20 protein-coding genes are annotated in these 17509 nt (G+C 51.3%); 7 read left to right on the plus strand and 13 right to left on the minus strand.

Annotation, left to right across the window (positions count from 1 at the left end):
• On the minus strand, positions 1 to 720 hold the full coding sequence (locus tag AADEFJLK_RS13330; RefSeq protein WP_103974613.1) for a pirin family protein: 720 nt from the start codon (positions 718 to 720) through the stop codon (positions 1 to 3).
• Between the two features lie 165 nt (positions 721 to 885).
• On the opposite strand from AADEFJLK_RS13330, the gene AADEFJLK_RS13335 reads away from it, so the two are divergent.
• Entirely contained in the window at positions 886 to 1767 is an 882-nt protein-coding gene (locus tag AADEFJLK_RS13335) for a LysR family transcriptional regulator (protein WP_211299214.1), read from the plus strand.
• Positions 1768 to 2008: 241 nt separating this feature from the next.
• A complete protein-coding gene (locus AADEFJLK_RS13340; RefSeq protein ID WP_103974615.1) occupies positions 2009 to 3133 on the plus strand; it encodes a hypothetical protein in 1125 nt (374 codons plus the stop codon).
• A gap of 120 nt (positions 3134 to 3253) precedes the next feature.
• On the opposite strand, the gene AADEFJLK_RS13345 is transcribed toward AADEFJLK_RS13340, so the two are convergent.
• Complete coding sequence (locus AADEFJLK_RS13345; protein ID WP_103974616.1) at positions 3254 to 4462, minus strand: transposase; 1209 nt, start codon at positions 4460 to 4462, stop codon at positions 3254 to 3256.
• 162 nt (positions 4463 to 4624) lie between these two features.
• Here AADEFJLK_RS13345 and AADEFJLK_RS13350 point away from each other — a divergent pair, with 162 nt between their 5' ends.
• A complete protein-coding gene (locus AADEFJLK_RS13350) occupies positions 4625 to 5857 on the plus strand; it encodes a radical SAM/SPASM domain-containing protein (RefSeq protein ID WP_146054469.1) in 1233 nt (410 codons plus the stop codon).
• 717 nt (positions 5858 to 6574) lie between these two features.
• On the opposite strand, the gene AADEFJLK_RS13355 is transcribed toward AADEFJLK_RS13350, so the two are convergent.
• From AADEFJLK_RS13355 to AADEFJLK_RS13385, 8 genes are all read right to left on the minus strand, one after another.
• A complete protein-coding gene (locus AADEFJLK_RS13355; protein ID WP_103972891.1) occupies positions 6575 to 6934 on the minus strand; it encodes an antA/AntB antirepressor family protein in 360 nt (119 codons plus the stop codon).
• Complete coding sequence (locus tag AADEFJLK_RS24535; RefSeq protein WP_146054468.1) at positions 6867 to 7070, minus strand: hypothetical protein; 204 nt, start codon at positions 7068 to 7070, stop codon at positions 6867 to 6869. Before AADEFJLK_RS24535 ends, AADEFJLK_RS13355 begins: the two co-directional genes overlap by 68 nt.
• Positions 7071 to 7165: 95 nt before the next feature.
• On the minus strand, positions 7166 to 7555 hold the full coding sequence (locus AADEFJLK_RS13360) for an antA/AntB antirepressor family protein (protein ID WP_103973576.1): 390 nt from the start codon (positions 7553 to 7555) through the stop codon (positions 7166 to 7168).
• A gap of 108 nt (positions 7556 to 7663) precedes the next feature.
• Positions 7664 to 10642, minus strand: a complete 2979-nt coding sequence (locus tag AADEFJLK_RS13365) for a Tn3 family transposase (protein ID WP_103972890.1) — start codon at positions 10640 to 10642, stop codon at positions 7664 to 7666.
• Between the two features lie 18 nt (positions 10643 to 10660).
• Positions 10661 to 11269, minus strand: a complete 609-nt coding sequence (locus tag AADEFJLK_RS13370) for a recombinase family protein (RefSeq protein WP_103972889.1) — start codon at positions 11267 to 11269, stop codon at positions 10661 to 10663.
• A 197-nt stretch (positions 11270 to 11466) separates the two neighbouring features.
• A complete protein-coding gene (gene cas6e / locus AADEFJLK_RS13375) occupies positions 11467 to 11841 on the minus strand; it encodes a type I-E CRISPR-associated protein Cas6/Cse3/CasE (RefSeq protein ID WP_103972888.1) in 375 nt (124 codons plus the stop codon).
• Positions 11841 to 12617: a type I-E CRISPR-associated protein Cas5/CasD gene (cas5e, locus tag AADEFJLK_RS13380; RefSeq protein ID WP_103972887.1), complete on the minus strand. Its 777-nt coding sequence runs from the start codon at positions 12615 to 12617 to the stop codon at positions 11841 to 11843. The genes cas6e and cas5e overlap by 1 nt, the downstream gene beginning before the upstream one ends.
• Before the next feature lie 11 nt (positions 12618 to 12628).
• Complete coding sequence (locus tag AADEFJLK_RS13385; protein WP_249027943.1) at positions 12629 to 13021, minus strand: type I-E CRISPR-associated protein Cas7/Cse4/CasC; 393 nt, start codon at positions 13019 to 13021, stop codon at positions 12629 to 12631.
• Between the two features lie 25 nt (positions 13022 to 13046).
• Here AADEFJLK_RS13385 and casA point away from each other — a divergent pair, with 25 nt between their 5' ends.
• Genes casA through AADEFJLK_RS13400 form a run of 3 tightly spaced genes read left to right on the plus strand, consistent with a single transcriptional unit; the run spans position 13047 to position 14605 of the window.
• The gene (gene casA, locus AADEFJLK_RS13390) at positions 13047 to 13769 is read left to right on the plus strand and encodes a type I-E CRISPR-associated protein Cse1/CasA (RefSeq protein WP_249027942.1); all 723 of its coding nucleotides are present in this window, start codon (positions 13047 to 13049) and stop codon (positions 13767 to 13769) included.
• Complete coding sequence (casB, locus tag AADEFJLK_RS13395; protein WP_103972886.1) at positions 13769 to 14356, plus strand: type I-E CRISPR-associated protein Cse2/CasB; 588 nt, start codon at positions 13769 to 13771, stop codon at positions 14354 to 14356. The genes casA and casB overlap by 1 nt, the downstream gene beginning before the upstream one ends.
• Positions 14357 to 14365: 9 nt before the next feature.
• Positions 14366 to 14605 carry a type I-E CRISPR-associated protein Cas7/Cse4/CasC gene (locus tag AADEFJLK_RS13400; protein ID WP_211299114.1) on the plus strand — a complete coding sequence of 80 codons (240 nt, stop codon included), beginning with the start codon at positions 14366 to 14368 and terminating at the stop codon, positions 14603 to 14605.
• On the opposite strand, the gene AADEFJLK_RS13405 is transcribed toward AADEFJLK_RS13400, so the two are convergent.
• Positions 14495 to 14872: an HD domain-containing protein gene (locus AADEFJLK_RS13405; RefSeq protein ID WP_346222657.1), complete on the minus strand. Its 378-nt coding sequence runs from the start codon at positions 14870 to 14872 to the stop codon at positions 14495 to 14497. The genes AADEFJLK_RS13400 and AADEFJLK_RS13405 overlap by 111 nt on opposite strands.
• Before the next feature lie 282 nt (positions 14873 to 15154).
• Here AADEFJLK_RS13405 and AADEFJLK_RS13410 point away from each other — a divergent pair, with 282 nt between their 5' ends.
• Positions 15155 to 15709 (plus strand): recombinase family protein, encoded by a 555-nt coding sequence (locus AADEFJLK_RS13410; RefSeq protein WP_103972885.1) that lies wholly within the window; start codon positions 15155 to 15157, stop codon positions 15707 to 15709.
• Between the two features lie 358 nt (positions 15710 to 16067).
• On the opposite strand, the gene AADEFJLK_RS25135 is transcribed toward AADEFJLK_RS13410, so the two are convergent.
• Both AADEFJLK_RS25135 and AADEFJLK_RS13425 read right to left on the minus strand, forming a co-directional pair.
• A complete protein-coding gene (locus AADEFJLK_RS25135) occupies positions 16068 to 16874 on the minus strand; it encodes a hypothetical protein (RefSeq protein WP_211299113.1) in 807 nt (268 codons plus the stop codon).
• 320 nt (positions 16875 to 17194) lie between these two features.
• On the minus strand, positions 17195 to 17509 hold a 315-nt coding region (locus tag AADEFJLK_RS13425; RefSeq protein ID WP_211299180.1), incomplete at its 5' end, for an addiction module antidote protein.

Here is a 17509-nt window from a genome sequence, read left to right on the forward strand (position 1 = left end):
CTAGCGACCAGGTTGTTCTTGTGGGCGTAAATCAAACACCAGGACTTCGGCATTATGACCTTGTTGTAGGTCAATTTGGCTTTCATTGCGTATACGCGCACCATCGCCAGCGTTTAGTGCTGTGCCATTCACCGTCAACGAACCCCGTACGACATGGACATAGGCATAGCGGTCATCCGCCAACGTTAACTGTGCCTGTTCGCCGTCACCGAAACACCCCGCATAGACCCGGACATCTTGATAAACGGCTAACGCCTCTGCATCACCGTCGGGTGACATTAGCAAACGTAACTGGCCTTGTTTATAGGCACGGCTAAAATGGCGTTGCTGATAACGTGGCTGAACGCTTTTTTTATTAGGCACTAGCCAAATTTGCAGGAAATGGACTAACTCGGTTGGCGAATGGTTAAATTCGCTATGGGCAACACCCGTTCCGGCGGTCATGAGCTGGACATCACCCACTTCGATGATTGAGCCGGTACCCATCGAATCTTTATGTTCCAGCGCACCATCGATCACATAAGTGAAGATTTCCATATCGCGGTGTCTATGGGTGTCAAAACCTTTGCCGGCTTGGACAATGTCTTCATTAATCACCAACAAATCGGAAAAACCGCTTTGTTTAGGATCGTAATAGTTGCCAAAAGAAAAGGTGTGCCGCGAGAACAGCCAGTCAAAACGGGCGATACCTCGGTGTTGGGCGGGGCGGACTTCAATCATGGTCTGATTCCTTGTAAATTATCGAATGAATGTTTGCAGGTCTTTTGCTTTACAATGTTCTGCTTTTAAGCGAGTGAATATAGGATAATCCTTAGTTCGTGTTATTTATAACGAGTTAATTCGCTTTTTATATTCGATTTTTTCGAAAGTAGATTTGAGGCCATTATGAAATTATCGCTGGAAGCTATTCAGGTTATTGATGCGATTGACCGTACCGGTTCGATGTCGGGTGCGGCGGATTTGTTGCATCGCGTACCGTCTACAATTTCCTATGCGGTCGGCAAGTTGGAAGAGCAACTGAACCTTAAGCTCTTTGACCGCAACGGCCCTAAAGTGACGTTAACGGCGGCGGGTATCGAGCTATTGCAAGAAGGGCGTTGGCTATTGCGGGCGGTTGCCGATTTGGAAAACAGGCTTTATAAAATAGCCTCAGGGTTTGAATCCGAACTGAGAATTGTCTATGACTCACTGTTGCCCAGTACGCTCTTGATTGACGATTTACAGGCTTTTGCCGCGCTGGAATGCGGAACTAGGTTGCGGATTACTTCGGAAGAGATGACCGGAGTTTGGGAAGCTTTACGCGAAGGGCGTGCTGATTTGATTATTGCTGTCGGTGATTGTCCGAGTTGGGGCGGTTACCAAATCAAACAGATTGACACTGTGGAATTTATTTTTTGTGTCGCGCCCAACCACCCGTTGGCGCATACCAAACAACCGGTTTCGCAAGATGCCTTACACGCCTTTACCGCCATTGCCGTTGCCGATAGTGCACGGTCATTACCCGCCAAAACTATCGGGTTGTTGTCAGGGCAACAGCGGATTACCGTGGCAAACATCGAAATGAAACGGCAGTTCCAACGCGCCGGATTGGGCGTGGGGTTTTTGCCCAAAGTGCTGGTTGCGCAAGACCTGCAAGACGGTACGCTGGTTGCCGTGACGCTTGAAGAACCACGGCAACCGGAATCTTTGTGGTTGGCTACGCGCTCCGGCGATAACGGCGAAGCCGCCAATTGGTGGTATAAAACATTAAATCGCCCATTACTGTAATGGTCACTGATGTTACGCCGTTATTTTTGCAATATTGAAAAATGTGGCAATAGGTTGCTATGGCGACAGTTTTTTTAATCGGAGAATATGTTTGAGTAACATCAGTTAGGAGTCAACTGCGTGAATCTCAAGTGCGGTATCCGTCTGATCTGTTTACTTAGGAAAAGCGGCACATAAAAAATCCTGTTATAATTACCTGACGTTCGTGTAATTTTATTTTAAGAATATCTTGAGAGAAGTGATGCTAACAATGAAACGATATGGCTGGTTTGAGTACGGCGAAACGCCAATCGAAATAACAAACTACCTTACGGGTCAGAGATTGGCTGTTATATCTGGATATAGCTTAACGCCAAACTTGGACTTGAAATGCGTCTACTCCGATGCCGAGCTACAGCAACCCGTACATATTTCGATTTTTCGCGAAAACTGTTCTTCTGGTGGCCGTATTGAGATGGACTATGGGGACGTATTTTCGGTGCCACCGGCTTACAGCCATTGGCGCCGCTTAGACGATTTCTTGCTTGATGCCCTTTCATGCTGGCCTGAATTTGTGCTCAATGCGCTTTGGGGGTCTTTGATCATAACGGGTGGTTGGCGTAGCGGCTGTTGGGAGCCGAAGTTAAAACGTCTTTTTCTCGCTGGGAAAAGCAAGACTCCCGAACAATTAAAAAATTATCCGATTGCTGAGCCGTACGTTTATCCCCTTGACAAAACGACACCTGGGCGTTGGCGTTATTCGGATGTCGAATTACCTGCCGTCAAGGCGGAACTGATGTTTGAGAGGGACGCGCCTTTATTCATTCCTTATTTGAGCGCCAAAGCGCCTATTTGCGGATTTCAAGGATCGGTGCCGTTTCTCGAACGGGAAGATAAAGGCGCTTACCTATTTCCGGCAAAACTTGAACCGGCTTCAGATCGGGGCGAAGACCCGATGACATATCTCTGGTACACATATGTGGATGAGAATGTGTTTTTTACGTTCCGTACTACACCCTGGCAAAATGTAGAGTTGTTTTACTGCAAAGACTATGGGTTCAGGCGCTTCCCGCCCGAAAAAGAGTTTTGGGTTACTGATGCTATGGGGAACCTTATTCCAGGAAACACACCCAGAAATCCAGAAAATATACACGCCCGCTCATCTTACCTGTCATATCGGGCTTGGTTGCAGGTGATGACCAGTATTAACGACGCTTGGCCGATGTGGCGAAACCCACCCCGCAAAATGGAGATTGATGCTTCTGTGATCCTTCGGAAATACTACGGTAGAACTGCTTATGTTGGGGAATACGGGTCAGCAATCCGCTATGGATTTAGTGCGGGCATGAGAAACACGGATTTTAGGCTGCAATTTAAAAATAAGTAAGTCCTGTGTATGCCAAAATACCGTGAAAGCACTGCATCAATGGCAAGATAACGCTAAATGCCGCGCTTAATTAATCACGGGTAAACCCCCGGCTCTGCCGGCTTACAAGTGTAGGTTTTCTTACCCTCCACCCCCTTCTGCGTAAACAGCCAAAGTCACGCCGTTGATTTCCGTCAAACCGGGCCATGCCTCAGGCCGCCCCGGTTTGACGGGCAGGAGTTGGTGGTTCAGCAAGGCGGCGACAATCAAAGACCAACCGTGTTGGAAAATGCCGACCATCCGCCAGCGCTTCCCTTGTCGCCGTGCCGCACCCGGCACTGATGGTTCCTTGATGTCCAACGGCGTGTCGGCTCCGGCCTCGGCTTCGCCACCGACGGAAAGCAGCCACCAGGTGGCGATGGCAATGGCCATCCACAGCCGCTCCGCCCGCGCCGGATCATCCATGCGCGTATGTTGCCATTGCCAACCGCCCCGCTTGCTGTGCTTGAAGCCCTGTTCTATCCATGCCCTCAAACCGTACCAGCAGGCGTCGGCGCATTCGGGCGCCAGATCGGTCAGCACCAGCCACGGGCCGTTGTGCCCTTCGCCCCAACAGCCCAACAACGTGCAGGGCAACTGTGTCTTTTTGCCGCTGAACGCGGTGCCGCGCCCCTGCCAACGGCGGCCTTCCGCAGGCACCAAACTGCAAAAGGGATGCCAGCGGCACCAGCCTTCGGGACGGAACGAACCTTGGACATTGACGCGCAGGAACGGATGCCATTTCAGTTCCACGATGGCCCCGAACAGCCATTTCGCGTATAAGCCCCGGTCGGCCAGCACGATGACCGTCCAGCCCTCCGGCAACAGTCCCCGGAAACGCCCCAACAACGCCAGCCATTCCGGTTTCCAGGCGTGTTTCTCCGTGGCTTTCAGCACCTTCCAGGCGACCGGCACGGCACAGCCACGGTACACGACACTGATGGCCAGCACGGTGAACCGATCCCCCAGGCTCGTCGCATCCATGGCGATGGCGAGCTGGCGGCCTGCCCAGCCGTCCAATACCCAGGCCAGCCACGGCGCCCAACACTCGGTGACGCAAAGGTCGGCACGCCGCCGCCCCGATTTCGCGCCCGCTTCCCGATAGGTGTCACGCAACCTTTCACGCAGCGTGTTGTACTTTTGCCCCAGCAGCGGCGACAACACGTCGGCCACGGCGGTCAGGCTGCATGAACGCGCGACGACCATGCCAAAACTCCACAACGCCAAGCCCAATGCCTGTGGCTTGCTGAGGGACGGAAAATGCATGGCAATCGTGTCGATCCATTGGTATAGTTCTGGATGGCGGGGCATGGCGGCACCTTCGGTAAACGGATGTTGATGACACTCATCAATTTACTCTCAACGCTTTGCCCCGTCACTTTTTAAAAACCTACACTTGTAAGGGGTGCCCCCACCCCGCTCTTTTATGCCGAGGTGGCGGCGGCAGGGATTTCCGATGCCGGTTACTTCCATATGTATTTCCCGACCCTGGCGCGGAGCAAAGGGCGGCTGTTGGCACTCACCATTGCCTCGCCCGATGCCAACCCCGGCGATGCCGTGACCGCTTGGCTGGTGCGCACCGCCCAGCGGATTCCCGGCCATGTCCGCTGCCACGCGTCCGCGCCCATTGAAGAGGGTTTTGGCTTGCAGGCCAACCTCATCACCAGCAACCCCGAAGCCGACATCACCTATCCAAAGGGGCTGCTCTACAGCCCGCTGTCGTCCTGCAACATGAACTGCATCCATTGCATTTCCCGCGCGACCCGCCCCCGCGCCATCCGCCTGTCCGAGCGTATCCGCCAGGACATCAAAGCCCATGCTCAAGAACAACAGCTCAACTGGATGTTCACCGACTACAGCGGTGACATCTTCTTTGCCGAACACAAGCAACCGGGGGAGCTGGATTTTATTTTCAGCTTAGGGATAGCCATCCACATCGACACCAACGCCGCCTATCTGGATGCCGCCATGATCGAAAAAGTCATGGCCTCCCCGGTCGATGCCCTGAGCATCTCCATTGATGCCGCCCAAGATGACACCTATCGGCGCATCCGGGTCGGCTCGCCGCCTATCGGCCAAGTGTTCGACACCGCCAAGGCCGTTGTGGCGGAGCGGGCCCGGCAGGGCCGCCAAAGCAACTTTAGGGTTTATTTGGGCTTCACCATGATGCGCTCTAACCTCCATGAGCTGCCCCTGTTCATCCAAAAGGCCGCCGATGCCGGGGTCGATGCGGTAGGGTGCCGACATTTGGAACTGTACCATGCCGACATGGAAGACGAGTCGCTGTTCCACCATAAGGCCTATTTCAATTCCATGCGTGCCGCCTGCCTGGCGCTGGCAAAAAGCCTCAACATCAACCTGAACATAGGCGAGGAGTTGTGGGAACACCCCGCCTCCGGCGGCAGGGCGCCGTGCCCGACCCCGTGGAGTTCGGCGGTGCTGCTTGCAAACGGCGACCTGATGGCCTGTTGCGTGCCCGGTTCCAAAATGGGCAACGTCAACGACCAGCCTATTGAGGCTCTCTGGCAGGGCGAAGCCTACCGGCGGCTACGGGCGCGGGTCAACTCGCAAGATCCGCCCAGCTTGTGCAAGTCCTGCCCATTCCGCAATTCGCTGAACGACTATGCCAACCCGCAGGCCTTACGGGCGGGCCTGTCGGCGGTGCCGTTGCTTGAGGAACTAATGGCGGACACGGGACGGGGCTAAGAGGGGTACAGCCGACATACGTGTAAAAATAGGGTGCTAAAGTTTCACGTGATTTAAACAGTCTATTGAGTACCAAGAATTTTAGCAGTGTCTTATTTTAAGTTTCATAAACGAACATTTCTGTAACTCTTACTTTAATGGGGTTAAAGGGGGCTAAATAGGTAACATAGCAAGTAAATGGTACAAAGTTTCATAAACCTGACAAATAATAGATGAAACTTTGTAAACGTAGAGTATGCAATACCCGCATTTTACGTTCTCAAAAGGCACGTCTGAAATAAGCTAAAATTTGAGAGATCGAAAATCGCCTTTAGGGCTTTATGGACAATAGGTTAGCCAAAACCCCGTGGAACTTTAGAGCCTTTTGTTGATTAGCACCCTACACCCACACCAGAATTCGCATTGCCCACACCATCTGCATAAGATTTCGTCATACTATTCCAAACTTTTAACCTATTTTTCCTTTCATCCATCGTCAATTTTGGCGATGGATGAAAAGCGTTTTTTCGGCTAACCCAAACCATTAAAAAGCATCCCAAATCCCAGAATTCCAAACCCAAAATCCTCCCCGTCTAGTCAGGCAAATATCCCCCAGCCACGCAAAGCGGGAACAATAATGCAACCCTCACGGAAAAAAGGACGGCCAATCTCGGCCACCCTTGCCTCTGCTCCGTTTGTCCTGCTCCGGCCGCGGTACACAAAGGCAATAATGCTTTTTTACGGCCCATGACAGGAAAAGCAAAGCCCCCCAAAAAAACCAAGTGCAACCAGAACCGCCAGCAAAACCGGCACCCTGTCGGCGGGCAACGGAAGTGCCGTCCCCGCATCCGGCGGCGGCACTTCCGGCCGCGTTTGGTCGGTTCGAGCCAACAATGCCGCACGGCCTTGGTCGCTCTTCTCCACCATCGCCAATACGTTGGCAATATCCAGCGACAGGCTATAATCGATTTTCGTCTGGAGGCCAGCATTTTCAAGCTCCCCCATTTGGGGGAGCTTGAAATCCAACCCCTCAACAAACCCGTATTCGACCATCCTGTTTTTGACCCACGCCCAAAAACCGGTGCAACGCCCGCGCATCCACCACAGGGCGCAACGTCCCGCCAATCTCCGCCATAAACAACACCGGAACCAAACCGTCCGCCCCGGACGGCATTAACGTTGGCGCATCCCCACCAACACCAACTCCCACAGCATCCGAATCAGTTTTCGTCATATCTTTCCCTTTATTCCAAACCATTAACCCCTTTATCCATCACCAAAATTGGGGATGGATGCAAAGCATTTTTCGGTTAACCAAAGCATTAAAGATCATCCAAAATCCCAGAACCCCAAAACATCAAAACCCAAAATCCTCCCCGTCTGGTCGGAGAAACAGACACCGCCGCGCAAAGCGGGAACAATACACAACGGCAACCCTGCCTTTTTTACGGCCCATGACAGGAAAAGGAAAGCCCCCCAAAAAAAACCAAGCGCCGGCAAAACAGGCGCCCTGCCGGCGGGCAACGGAACAGCCTCCCCCATTTTGGGGAGCAGAAAATCCAGCCCTTCAATAAACCCGTACTGCCTGAACCGACGTTTGACCCAGCTCGAAAAGTCTTGTTTCACGCCCAAAAACCGGTGCAACGCCCGCGCATCAACGGCCGGTTGCAACGTACCGCCAATGTCCTGAGCGAACACGGAAATCAGGCCGTCCGCCACGGACGGCGTTAACGTTGCCGCCCCGACACCCACACTGGCTAGGCGTAAGGATTCGTACGTAAATGGATAGTAGAGCCCTGTAACCCTTATCGTACCTACATTCTTCTTTCAAAACATGATTCCATAGTCAACTGGTAATGGGTGGCGCTCCTTCAGCTCGAACAGTCCGAAGCGATTGAGATGGGATGTCCGGTACGGGCTGAAGCCGGCAATTAGTTCCGGTGTAAGCTTCATCCCTTCCGCCTCCAATTCCTTTAACGCCTGCGTGATGGTATGGCAGTTATGGAATATCACAAGATTGGCGATCAGGTGGTTGTATTTTATGATTTTCAGTTGATCGTCACGAACATTTTCGGCAATGGTATCGGCACCGAAATAAACCCATTGGGCGAACTGGTTAAAACCTTCACATTTATTTTGTGCTGCCTGAATGATGCGGCGCAACTCTTCATCACCAATATATTCCAACAAGAATGTAGTACGAACCACCCGCCCAAGTTCCCGAAACGCAAAGTAAAGCTTGTTCTTCCGGCTGGCTGTGCCCAGTTTGCGTAGTATGGCCGAAGGTGAGATTCGGCCTGCCCGAATGGATTGGGCGACTTGCAGCATGTCCGGCAGATGACAAGCGATCAAATCCCAGTCAACGGCTTCCTTGCTGAACAGCCCGTCAATGTTTTTGTATGTTTCCTGAGGTGCCGGACGAAACCACTTCAAGTCTTTCCAATTCCGTATTCGCGGCATCAGCTTAATGCCCAGCAAAAAGGCCAATCCATAGACCGGAGCGCTCTGCGCCTGTGTGTCGCCATGCAAAATGTCGGGCTGTATGTCCGATTTGTTTTTGGTCAGGCCGTCGAGAATGTAGATCGCCTCCCAAGCGCCACACGGGATGAAATGCGAGAACAACGCGATGTAGTTATCGCTGACGTGATAGTAGGCGACACCGCCATAGCCACCGTAGCGGATGTGGCGCTCCGACAGCAGGTTGTTTTCGTACAAATTCCACTGGGTGCCATCGGCGGCCGCCCGCTTGGTATCGCCCCAATAGCGCGGTAACTGGAACTGGTTGTAGGCATTGATGGTGCCGCAGATCGCCGCCTCCAATTTTTCGGTGGAAGCTTGACGTTGATCGACGAAGGTTATTTGCCGGGCACTAATGTCCGCAATATTGCGGGCTGTTTGGGTCGCCCCCAAACCGGTTCCATAGGCGAAGGTGGTCAAAATTTTACGTCGCGCATCTTCCTTAAGCTTGCCTTGATGCCCACTGAGCGGACTGAAATGTTTGTCCCAACCGATCCACTGTGAAGTATCGGCGAGCACATCCAACAATGAAAGTTCTTTACTATCAAGCTTCTTGGTCAACGCCGCATCGAGCGCCTGGAACCCTTCCGGGATGGGCTTTTTCTTTAGCCGCCCTAATTTCGGACGACCGTCAATGATCTGGAAAAATGGATTATCGGGATACGTGTCATCCGCTTTTTTAGCCGCCGCCGTTAAGAGGCCGCGGACATGCTGGACGAATGGGTCCGCCTCAACGGGCAGGCCGACTTCTTGGCCGTACGCCTCGCGGGTTTTTGCACACTCCGCCAACGGCACCAGTTCATCGCGGGTGTCGGAATAATGGTTGGCCCCGATCACGCAAAGGTCGGCAGATTTCAGTTCCCGTACCATTTGCATGCAGACACATACCTCAAACTGGCGTCGGTGGAGCCTTGTTGGTGCCTCGCGCTGCTGCTCACCCGTGATCAGTTTCCACCACTTTTCCGGCACCCAAGCCAGGTCTGCCAAGCTCAAATAAGCTGAGGTGCCGCTTTTCAGGGTTATCCATTCACTGTGGCGACCACGCTCAGCAAGCATCAAGGCCAATGCACGTTCAAAGCTTAAGTCCTGACTGGTCGAAACGAAGCGCAGCTTGGACAGGATGCGCAATAGCTCCGCCCGTCGGTTGGCAAAGATCGGTTTCATAAAACGGCATTCATTCTTGCCACCGTATTCAGCGTGCAACCGTGAGAATTCGCATAAATCCGGCCTGGCAGAAACGGTTTTACGGACTGTCTGCAACTGGATTTCATCTGATTCGGCCGAACTCAGCACGGTGTCGAGCAATGCGTAGCGCCGCAGAATCTCGTCCGTCTTGCCTTGGTTATCCAGCAAATATTTCTGCAATTTCTCCCCGGCAATACGTGACACCCGGCCCATTTGTTTGCAGAAGATTTCGCAAAGGTCATCGGTCACAATGGCAAGCCGTTGACGAATCACAGCCAAGGTTACCGCATACCGTTTCGATGGCGTCAGATCAGCCATGCTGGCCGCATCAAGCGCGTTACCCTCCAAGGCCCATTGGCTGACTTTCACAACCGGGATCGTTTTCAGAAATGTATTGTAGCCAGAAAGCGCGGTCAATTGGTCGAAGCGTGCCAACAGATCCCGCATGCCATGAACAGTGGGTTTAGCGGGATCCTGTTTGAGGTCGTGCCAAGGGCTGACCCGACGGGGATCATCGCCGACGACGAACAGTGCGTCGAGAAAATCCGCACCCGTTTTGCCCAGAGCATTTTGCACTTGCTCGTATAGCACTTGGTTGGTGGCAGCGCGGCCGGCACGTGCCTCACGCACCAAGGTGTCAAACGCCGGTAACTCATATCGGTGACGAACCAGGATTTCTATCCCGACATTGACGATGTCCGCCACGTCTTCCTTGGTTAATGCTGCTTCGCCGAGCGTGGTACGGAGCAAGGCCTTGCCCTGGGTGTCGAAAGGTTTTACGTCCAGGAATTGCCGCACTGCCGCCAAATGGTTGTCGCGCACTTTTGATTGGTCGTAGTTGTGCAATACTTCCCGATCAACCCGGCGATTGATCACCGTTGCGATATGTTTGATGATCCCTTCAGGCACTTCGTTAGATGCTACAAAATAGCCCAGTCGTTGGAATGTCTTCAATAAAACAACAAAACCGAGCAGCGTCGTCGGCAAGCGCGTGACGTTGGCACAAAACACCAGCTCTTCATCAGTTGGTGTATAGAACTGTTCCAACTCCGCCTGCGTCATGCGAGTCTTGAAGCGTGGATAGGCGGTATCGCTAGGTTGCAAGTCGTAGCACCTGACTGTTTACGTTCTAGGGTCTAGCATTGTGTGTGATGCCAAAGCGGCGTCCCTTATTCGCATAATAGTTTGTCGCGTTGTCTTGAATTCACGGGCTAACTTAGCAACATTAATCCCTACAGACAGTTTTTCAATAACTGCTGCACGTTCCGCCATGTTTAGCGCTGGCGGCCTGCCAAATTGTTTACCGGCAGCTTTGGCCCGATCAATTCCTGACTGTGTCCGTTCAATCAGCAGGTCTCGCTCGAATTCAGCCATAGCGGCGATCACTTGCATGGTCATCTTCCCCGCTGAACTGGTCAGATCAACGCCTCCCAGAGCAAGGCAATGTAGGCGAATACCCATACTAGAAAGTTGCTCTACGGTTGACCGTACATCCATAGCATTACGCCCAAGCCGGTCAAGTTTTGTCACAACCAAAATATCGCCGGATTCCATCCTGTCAATCAACTTGGTAAAACCTGGACGCTCCTTTGCTGTCACAGATCCGCTGATACACTCCTCAATAAGCCGCTGGGTTTCGATAGAAAACCCTGCGGCTTTGATTTCTATAATTTGATTCTGGGAAGTTTGGTCTGTAGTCGAAACTCGACAGTAAGCGAAAACTCGTGACATGGGCCAATTCCGTCCGAAAGGGATGTACGAATTATAGCGCGTGTACGAAATACATTTTACCTATTTTCGTACACCCAGTAGAGGACATGTCCGAAATCGGTCGGTTTCGGACTAAATAATGTGGTAAAAACGGCGTGATTGTAGGCGGGATGCGTGTTGCAGGCCGCTACTATCCATTTACGTACGAATCCTTACGCCTAGCCATCCATCACCACATCATGCTTTTTGCCTTGCCGAGTAACAACCGGATTGACCCGGCACCCGAATCCCAGACGTTGACCTTTTTCCAGTTGCGGGCGGTAATGTTTCGATTCAACCGTAAACAGCGAATTTTCGGCTGAAATCGGTTGGGTTTGCGAAATGACGTAATAGATGGGTTCGCCGCGTACAGTGGGTAACGCACCCAATTGTTCACGGGCAATTTCTTCACGGTATAAAAACGTGCGTTGCTCCTGTCCGGGAAACAACCGCCACAGCAAACTGTGCACCCCGTGGCTATCGCTTTGGAATATTCTCGCCAGTTCCGGCAATTCTTTAATATTGGAACGTATTTTGATCCGAGAAAAATACATCACTTACCTCCTTGATATAGATAATGTTCCTGACGCGGCATAAATTGCCAACGTTTGCGGGATAAAGGTTGGTCGTGACGGATGCGGGTTTGGCGACAGTTTAAATCGGACGCGTCGGAAAAATCTTCTTGTGTACCTTCCCAGTAATAATGCCGCTCACCAGAAATAGCCAACCAATAACTGTCGCGCTCGCTTAGCCGGCCATCATTGTCTTTATGCGTTGGTAACAGCGGGCAATGCCGATAGGCTTTAAACGCCGCCAAGAAATTGGGTTGATCGGCCAATAATTGCGGATTGAGGGGTGCCGACAAGGGACAGGATTTACGACCCAAATACAGATGGAACATAGGCTTTAACAATTTTTCCTGAATCTCGGCCAAACTAAACGGTGCATCAGCCAAGGCTCGGACGGCAACAACCGCCAAGGCATCGGTGCGGTATTCGCGGCTAGACAAGATGGTGCCTAAGCGTTCCTTACCCAAGATTATTTCATCGCGACGGGTGCGGTAAATAAACTTGCCGACGGCATCCGGCACTTGCGCGGTGTGGTAATCGCGCAGCAAGTGTCCGGCGGTGAACGATTCCACCGCCATGGCATAGCCTTCTTGCAATTGGCGTTGTTGTTCCTCATCTTGCCTTTCTAAGCCTAAGGCCGCACCTAACAAACCGAGCAAGGCCGATTTGCTGGGATAGTGCGCGGTGTGGCGGTTTTCACCCACGGCAATCTCGCCCCAGCTTGCCATCGCGCCGTATAAACGGAAGAGCAATAAATCCATGATCTGCTCCGTTATTGACCGACGAAATCGAGCAATCCAGCTAACGTGCCTTGTTTCTCCGGCACGTTCAATTCGTAACGGTTGTCCGCACAGGTGCCATACACTTGATCGAAACTGTCTTTTTGTTCGGTGATGAGCTTGATGGCATCGGCTAGGAAATCTTCATTATCGCGGCTGAGGGGTTTCAGGTAAGCCACCGACAAGGAGCGCGGTTGTTGGTCCCCTTGTTCCGCCAACACATACGAGGCATAAGCGCGGGACGCAAAGCTGTTTTGCTTGCCTTCCGGCGCGACTTTTACTGCCGCTTCCGTGATGGAGCGGATGGCTTGGTTTGCCAGCGCTGCGTTGCCATCCAAATTTTTAACCAACAAGTCGCGGTTGATGCAGATGTAGGCGTAGAACAAGCCGGCGGCGAAACGGGTTTCGCCAATGTGCGCCGCGCCCCTAACGCCTTACCGCTTTGATCCGAAGAAAGTCAATTTACCCTTGTCACTTAAAGGCCAGCAAGGCGGTTTGGGGTATCGGCATTGGCTGGGGCTGTCGCTACAAGATGCCGAGAACGGCGATGAAGCCGCCAAAATCGTGCAGTTTTACAACACCGAACGGGGGCGGGCATTTCGTGATCACGGCTCCGCCTCGCTTTGGTGTTTTGGCTACGACATGGACAACATGAAAGCCCGATGTTGGTACGAGTCGCGCTTTCCGGTTTATTACCTCAACGAAATGCAACGCAACAATCTGACGGCTTGGGCGGGTGAATTGGTCGGTGCAGCTAAAGAAGTAGTAAAAATGCTGCGCGGACAAGTGAAAGCCGCCTGGTTTCGCCGCCCCGAAGATGTCAAAGGCGACATGAGCCAAATCGACGCGCAATTTTGGCAAGCGACCGAACCTGAGTTCTACCGACTGCTGGAACAACTGGCAACCCTGCCCGCCGATACCCGCAAGGCACCGACAGAAATTTACGCAAGCTGGTACAAAACCCTTGAGCGGCAGATGTTGCGGATTTTTGAAACTGCCACGCTAGCGGCAACACCGGAAGATTTGGATTTAAAACGGGTTGTGAATGCCCAAAAGAACTTGCGCGGCAAGTTTTACGGGAGCAAAACCATGAAAGAACTGAAAGCAAAAGGCATAACCCAAGAGGCGACATAATGGATAAATTAACATATGAAGAAAGTAAAGCGTTAAAAAATTGGCACACTTGGCTAGATGACAATCGTGGCGACCGCGCCCGTCTGCGTCGTGCGGATAGTCCAGAAGACATTTTGCTGACCGACGCCTTTTTCCACTTTTTACAGCGTATGGATCAAGCCGCGCCGAATTGGTCGCAAAACACACCGATACTGACCAGTGCGTGTCTGGCTGGGGCGTTGTCGCATGTAAAAACTGACAAACTAACGTCCAGCAAGCTTTACAACAATAAAGAGACGGATGCACCCAAGAAAATGGCGGGCTTTGCCGAACAATTGGCGACCCCACCAGAAGGCAAAGGCAAAGCCCCTATGAGCGAATTGCGTTTCCAGCAATTACAAAAAAGCCCGACGGTTGATGATTTTTACCGCCGGATTATCCGGGCGATCCGCTTGCTGGATGGCAACGTCAACCTCGTTTCATTAGCCAACGACATCATCCAATGGCATCAGGAATTCGACAAACCCATCGGACGGGAACCCGCCAAACGCCTCGCCGTGCGCTGGGCAACCGATTATTTCACCGCTTTACCTAAAAATTCTGATTAAGGAGACCTTATGAGCCGTTTTATCCAATTGCACCTATTGACCGCCTACCCACCCGCCAACTTAAACCGCGACGACCAAGGTAGCCCTAAAACCGCGAAAATGGGCGGTTATGACCGTTTGCGGGTGTCTTCGCAATGCTTAAAAAGGACGTGGCGGACTTCCGACTTGTTTCAAGCGGCAACCTTGAAAGGCACGGGAAAACTTGCCCAAGTCATGCAAAACCAAACAGAAGGTGAAAAATGTCCTTAACCACTCTGGAGTTACTTGTAGTTGCATTGCCAGTTGCTTGCAAGTCGGTTTATCGGGAGCCAGCAAATGCCAGCCCACAGCAGCCACATCCAAACAATGGTAAGGCAACAAGTGATATTTTGGAGTGTCGTCGTTTTCCTGGCTGTCTTTCTGGGCTTTGCCCCAATAACGATAATAGGGGGCTTGTATACCATTAATCATAATAATAATTACTCCGCCAAAAGAAAGTATCCAAAGAAAAGGCAGCCAGATTACCGCTTGATCCATACGATGCTCGGCAAACAGGGGGAGCACGTTACTTCGTAACGTCAGCAGCTAAGTTATTAATATTATCACATGACACCAGTAAACCATTGGTAAAAACAGCTAAGTGATTACATCTTGATAATAGGACAGGGGATTGGCTTGTATCATAAGGTGCAGTTTCCTTTACACATCCCAAGCCACCCGCAAACCCGCATCCCACCGTGTAAACAATATCCTGTTATCAGTTTATTTTACATGTGTTATGATAACCCTTAAAACTTAATTTACAATCAGGGGGCTACCATGACAGGCCAACAGGTGGGCTATATCCGCGTCTCATCCGCACAACAAAATACGGACAGGCAATTGGCTGACGTCAAACTGGACAAGATTTTTGAAGACAAGGTGTCGGCAAAAGACACCAGCCGCCCGCAACTACAGGCCTGCCTCAACCACCTCCGCGAAGGCGACACCTTGCATGTCCATAGCATTGACAGGTTGGCGAGGAACTTGTTCGACCTCCAGCAGATCGTCACCGGCTTGGCAGGACAAGGGGTCTGCATCCATTTCCACAAGGAGAACATGACGTTTTCCGGTGCAGCCAACCCGATGCAAGAGCTGATGTTACAGATGCTGGGGGCTTTTGCGCAATTCGAACGGGCATTGATCAAGGAACGGCAAAAAGAAGGCATTGAACAGGCGCTCAAAAAAGGCGTTAAGTTCGGCGCACGGCCTAAGCTAAAGCCCGGACAGGTCGAGGAGTTGAAAGCCAGGGTGGCCGCAGGGGAAGAAAAAAGCCGACTGGCAAAAGAATTTGGGATCAGCAGGCCGACGCTTTACAAACTTATTGCATTGTAAAGCAATGAATTTGGGTAGCCGTAAGGATTCGTGAAAAAAAATGCAATAGCGGAATTTTATGTGCCATTTCTTTTTTAGCCAGAAATTGATATGGTACTCCAGTCGTAAAGCACTTGTTTTTCGATAAATTGATAAGGCAATAAGATTAATTATCCATTCGGGATAAATTATGTACGAATAAACAGCGTCGCTTTGATATTGAATGCGAAAAATATAGTTTACAGGTTTTCCGTACGGAATTTTTTCTTAAAAACAACTAATGGTGGCTGTTATTGACCGGTTTTCGCATTAATCCTTACAGTGACCCAACATGATACCGGCCAATTGCAACGTAAAGACTAGACCCTTGAGAGTAATATTAGAGGCCATCAAAGCAGGCGTTGACAGTTGTAACCACTTTCTCAAATATTTCCTTTTTCTTTTTTCCGATAGCGGGTTCCTGGTTTTCCTGTCCCAGGTATAGATCGGCTTGCATCAACATTTCTTGTTCGCCAACCTTAATCAATACGATCCTCCCCAGCTCTCCGAATATCTTATGATCGAAGACATAACAAAGCCCCCTATGGTCATATCCACTTGAGGCGGTGACATCAGGCGGTAAATCATCAGGACGCAACTGCCTTAACCCTGGCCGTAGTTGCACTCCCTCTGCAAGCCATTGTATTTTTGCCTGTTGGTGTTTTGTTTTCCCCAGTTTCTCAAGCTCTTTTTTTATCTTCCTTGGATTTGGCGTGTTATCTATTGGGGATAGGTGCAGTCGTTTGCCTTTTTTCAGTTCTTGAGTCCCCCTATCCATAACCACCGCCAGAAGATCGGCAATATTTTTGGCATCCTGGAATAACCGCACCTTTTCATCTTGCGCAAAGTGCCGTCCTAGCCCCTTACTCAGCATGACCTCAAATTCTCCCGTAACAAGAAAATTGCCATCCATAATGGTGTTACCCGCACTGAACTGCCTGTACCGCGAAAGTGTTTCGCAACAGGCGTGGACGAGTGGTTTCATTTTCTCATCAATATCTGGGTACATATCCTCGGCAATAGCCTGATTCAAAACAAAGTCGATGCCATTACCGCGTAATTCAAAGCGGTATAAAAAGATAGATACATCATTCCCGGCTATATTTTTCAAATTCACCTCATCTTTAGAGGACAACACACGGATCATCCTACAGTTGCAATTATTGTGATCCCGCGAAAATGAAATGCAAGCCCAACCATTTTCAAACCCGAGCCGCTACAAGTGTCCGGTGCGCGGCTGGGCGATATGCGGGTTTTGTTGGGGCATCCGCAAAACCTTGCCAGCACCGCACGAGAAAGGATTATTTCATGGCAAACACGCTTTGGCGGCGGGCGGGTGCTATGCGCTACCCGCACCGAGCCTCAACAGTCTCGACCATCCGGTAACGCCCACTTTTGCGAAAGCTTACCTATATCCGCAACAAATCAACATGTTTACATGTTGATTTGTTAGCCTGTCACCTGCCTTTAAGGGGCGTGATTTTCCACAGGCAGCTTTTGTGGGGTCAGGCGGTAGCCCATCGCGTGCATAATGGCGTTGACGCTGCCAAATTGCGGGTTGCCGTTTTCCGACAGGGCTTTTTGCACACCCTTCCGGCTAAAGCCGGAAACTTCCGCGATGCGGCTTACACCTTTGACGCGGCTCACCACGCGCAAAGAAGCCATCAGGGAAGCGGTGTCGCCGCTCTCGGCATATTCATCAAAGAGGACAGTAATGTAATCGTCCATCTCGTCAGGATGATTGCGGAGGTATTCTTCTTCAACCTCACCAATCGTTCTATA

Origin of the sequence: Methylovulum psychrotolerans (genome assembly GCF_002923755.1) — a bacterium.
In the GTDB taxonomy this organism is placed as follows: domain Bacteria; phylum Pseudomonadota; class Gammaproteobacteria; order Methylococcales; family Methylomonadaceae; genus Methylovulum; species Methylovulum psychrotolerans.

Excerpts from the sequence above, each read along its gene's own strand:
- AADEFJLK_RS13345 (WP_103974616.1), bottom strand. The coding sequence starts at position 4,462 with ATGCCCCGCCATCCAGAACTATACCAATGGATCGACACGATTGCCATG.
- AADEFJLK_RS13340 (WP_103974615.1), top strand. The coding sequence starts at position 2,009 with ATGCTAACAATGAAACGATATGGCTGGTTTGAGTACGGCGAAACGCCA.
- cas6e (WP_103972888.1), bottom strand. The coding sequence starts at position 11,841 with ATGTATTTTTCTCGGATCAAAATACGTTCCAATATTAAAGAATTGCCG.
- AADEFJLK_RS13330 (WP_103974613.1), bottom strand. The coding sequence starts at position 720 with ATGATTGAAGTCCGCCCCGCCCAACACCGAGGTATCGCCCGTTTTGAC.
- casB (WP_103972886.1), top strand. The coding sequence starts at position 13,769 with ATGGATAAATTAACATATGAAGAAAGTAAAGCGTTAAAAAATTGGCAC.
- casA (WP_249027942.1), top strand. The coding sequence starts at position 13,047 with ATGTGCGCCGCGCCCCTAACGCCTTACCGCTTTGATCCGAAGAAAGTC.
- AADEFJLK_RS13400 (WP_211299114.1), top strand. The coding sequence starts at position 14,366 with ATGAGCCGTTTTATCCAATTGCACCTATTGACCGCCTACCCACCCGCC.
- AADEFJLK_RS13355 (WP_103972891.1), bottom strand. The coding sequence starts at position 6,934 with ATGCGCGGGCGTTGCACCGGTTTTTGGGCGTGGGTCAAAAACAGGATG.
- AADEFJLK_RS24535 (WP_146054468.1), bottom strand. The coding sequence starts at position 7,070 with ATGACGAAAACTGATTCGGATGCTGTGGGAGTTGGTGTTGGTGGGGAT.
- AADEFJLK_RS13405 (WP_346222657.1), bottom strand. The coding sequence starts at position 14,872 with ATGGATCAAGCGGTAATCTGGCTGCCTTTTCTTTGGATACTTTCTTTT.
- AADEFJLK_RS13370 (WP_103972889.1), bottom strand. The coding sequence starts at position 11,269 with ATGTCACGAGTTTTCGCTTACTGTCGAGTTTCGACTACAGACCAAACT.
- cas5e (WP_103972887.1), bottom strand. The coding sequence starts at position 12,617 with ATGGATTTATTGCTCTTCCGTTTATACGGCGCGATGGCAAGCTGGGGC.
- AADEFJLK_RS13410 (WP_103972885.1), top strand. The coding sequence starts at position 15,155 with ATGACAGGCCAACAGGTGGGCTATATCCGCGTCTCATCCGCACAACAA.
- AADEFJLK_RS13350 (WP_146054469.1), top strand. The coding sequence starts at position 4,625 with ATGTATTTCCCGACCCTGGCGCGGAGCAAAGGGCGGCTGTTGGCACTC.
- AADEFJLK_RS25135 (WP_211299113.1), bottom strand. The coding sequence starts at position 16,874 with ATGATCCGTGTGTTGTCCTCTAAAGATGAGGTGAATTTGAAAAATATA.
- AADEFJLK_RS13335 (WP_211299214.1), top strand. The coding sequence starts at position 886 with ATGAAATTATCGCTGGAAGCTATTCAGGTTATTGATGCGATTGACCGT.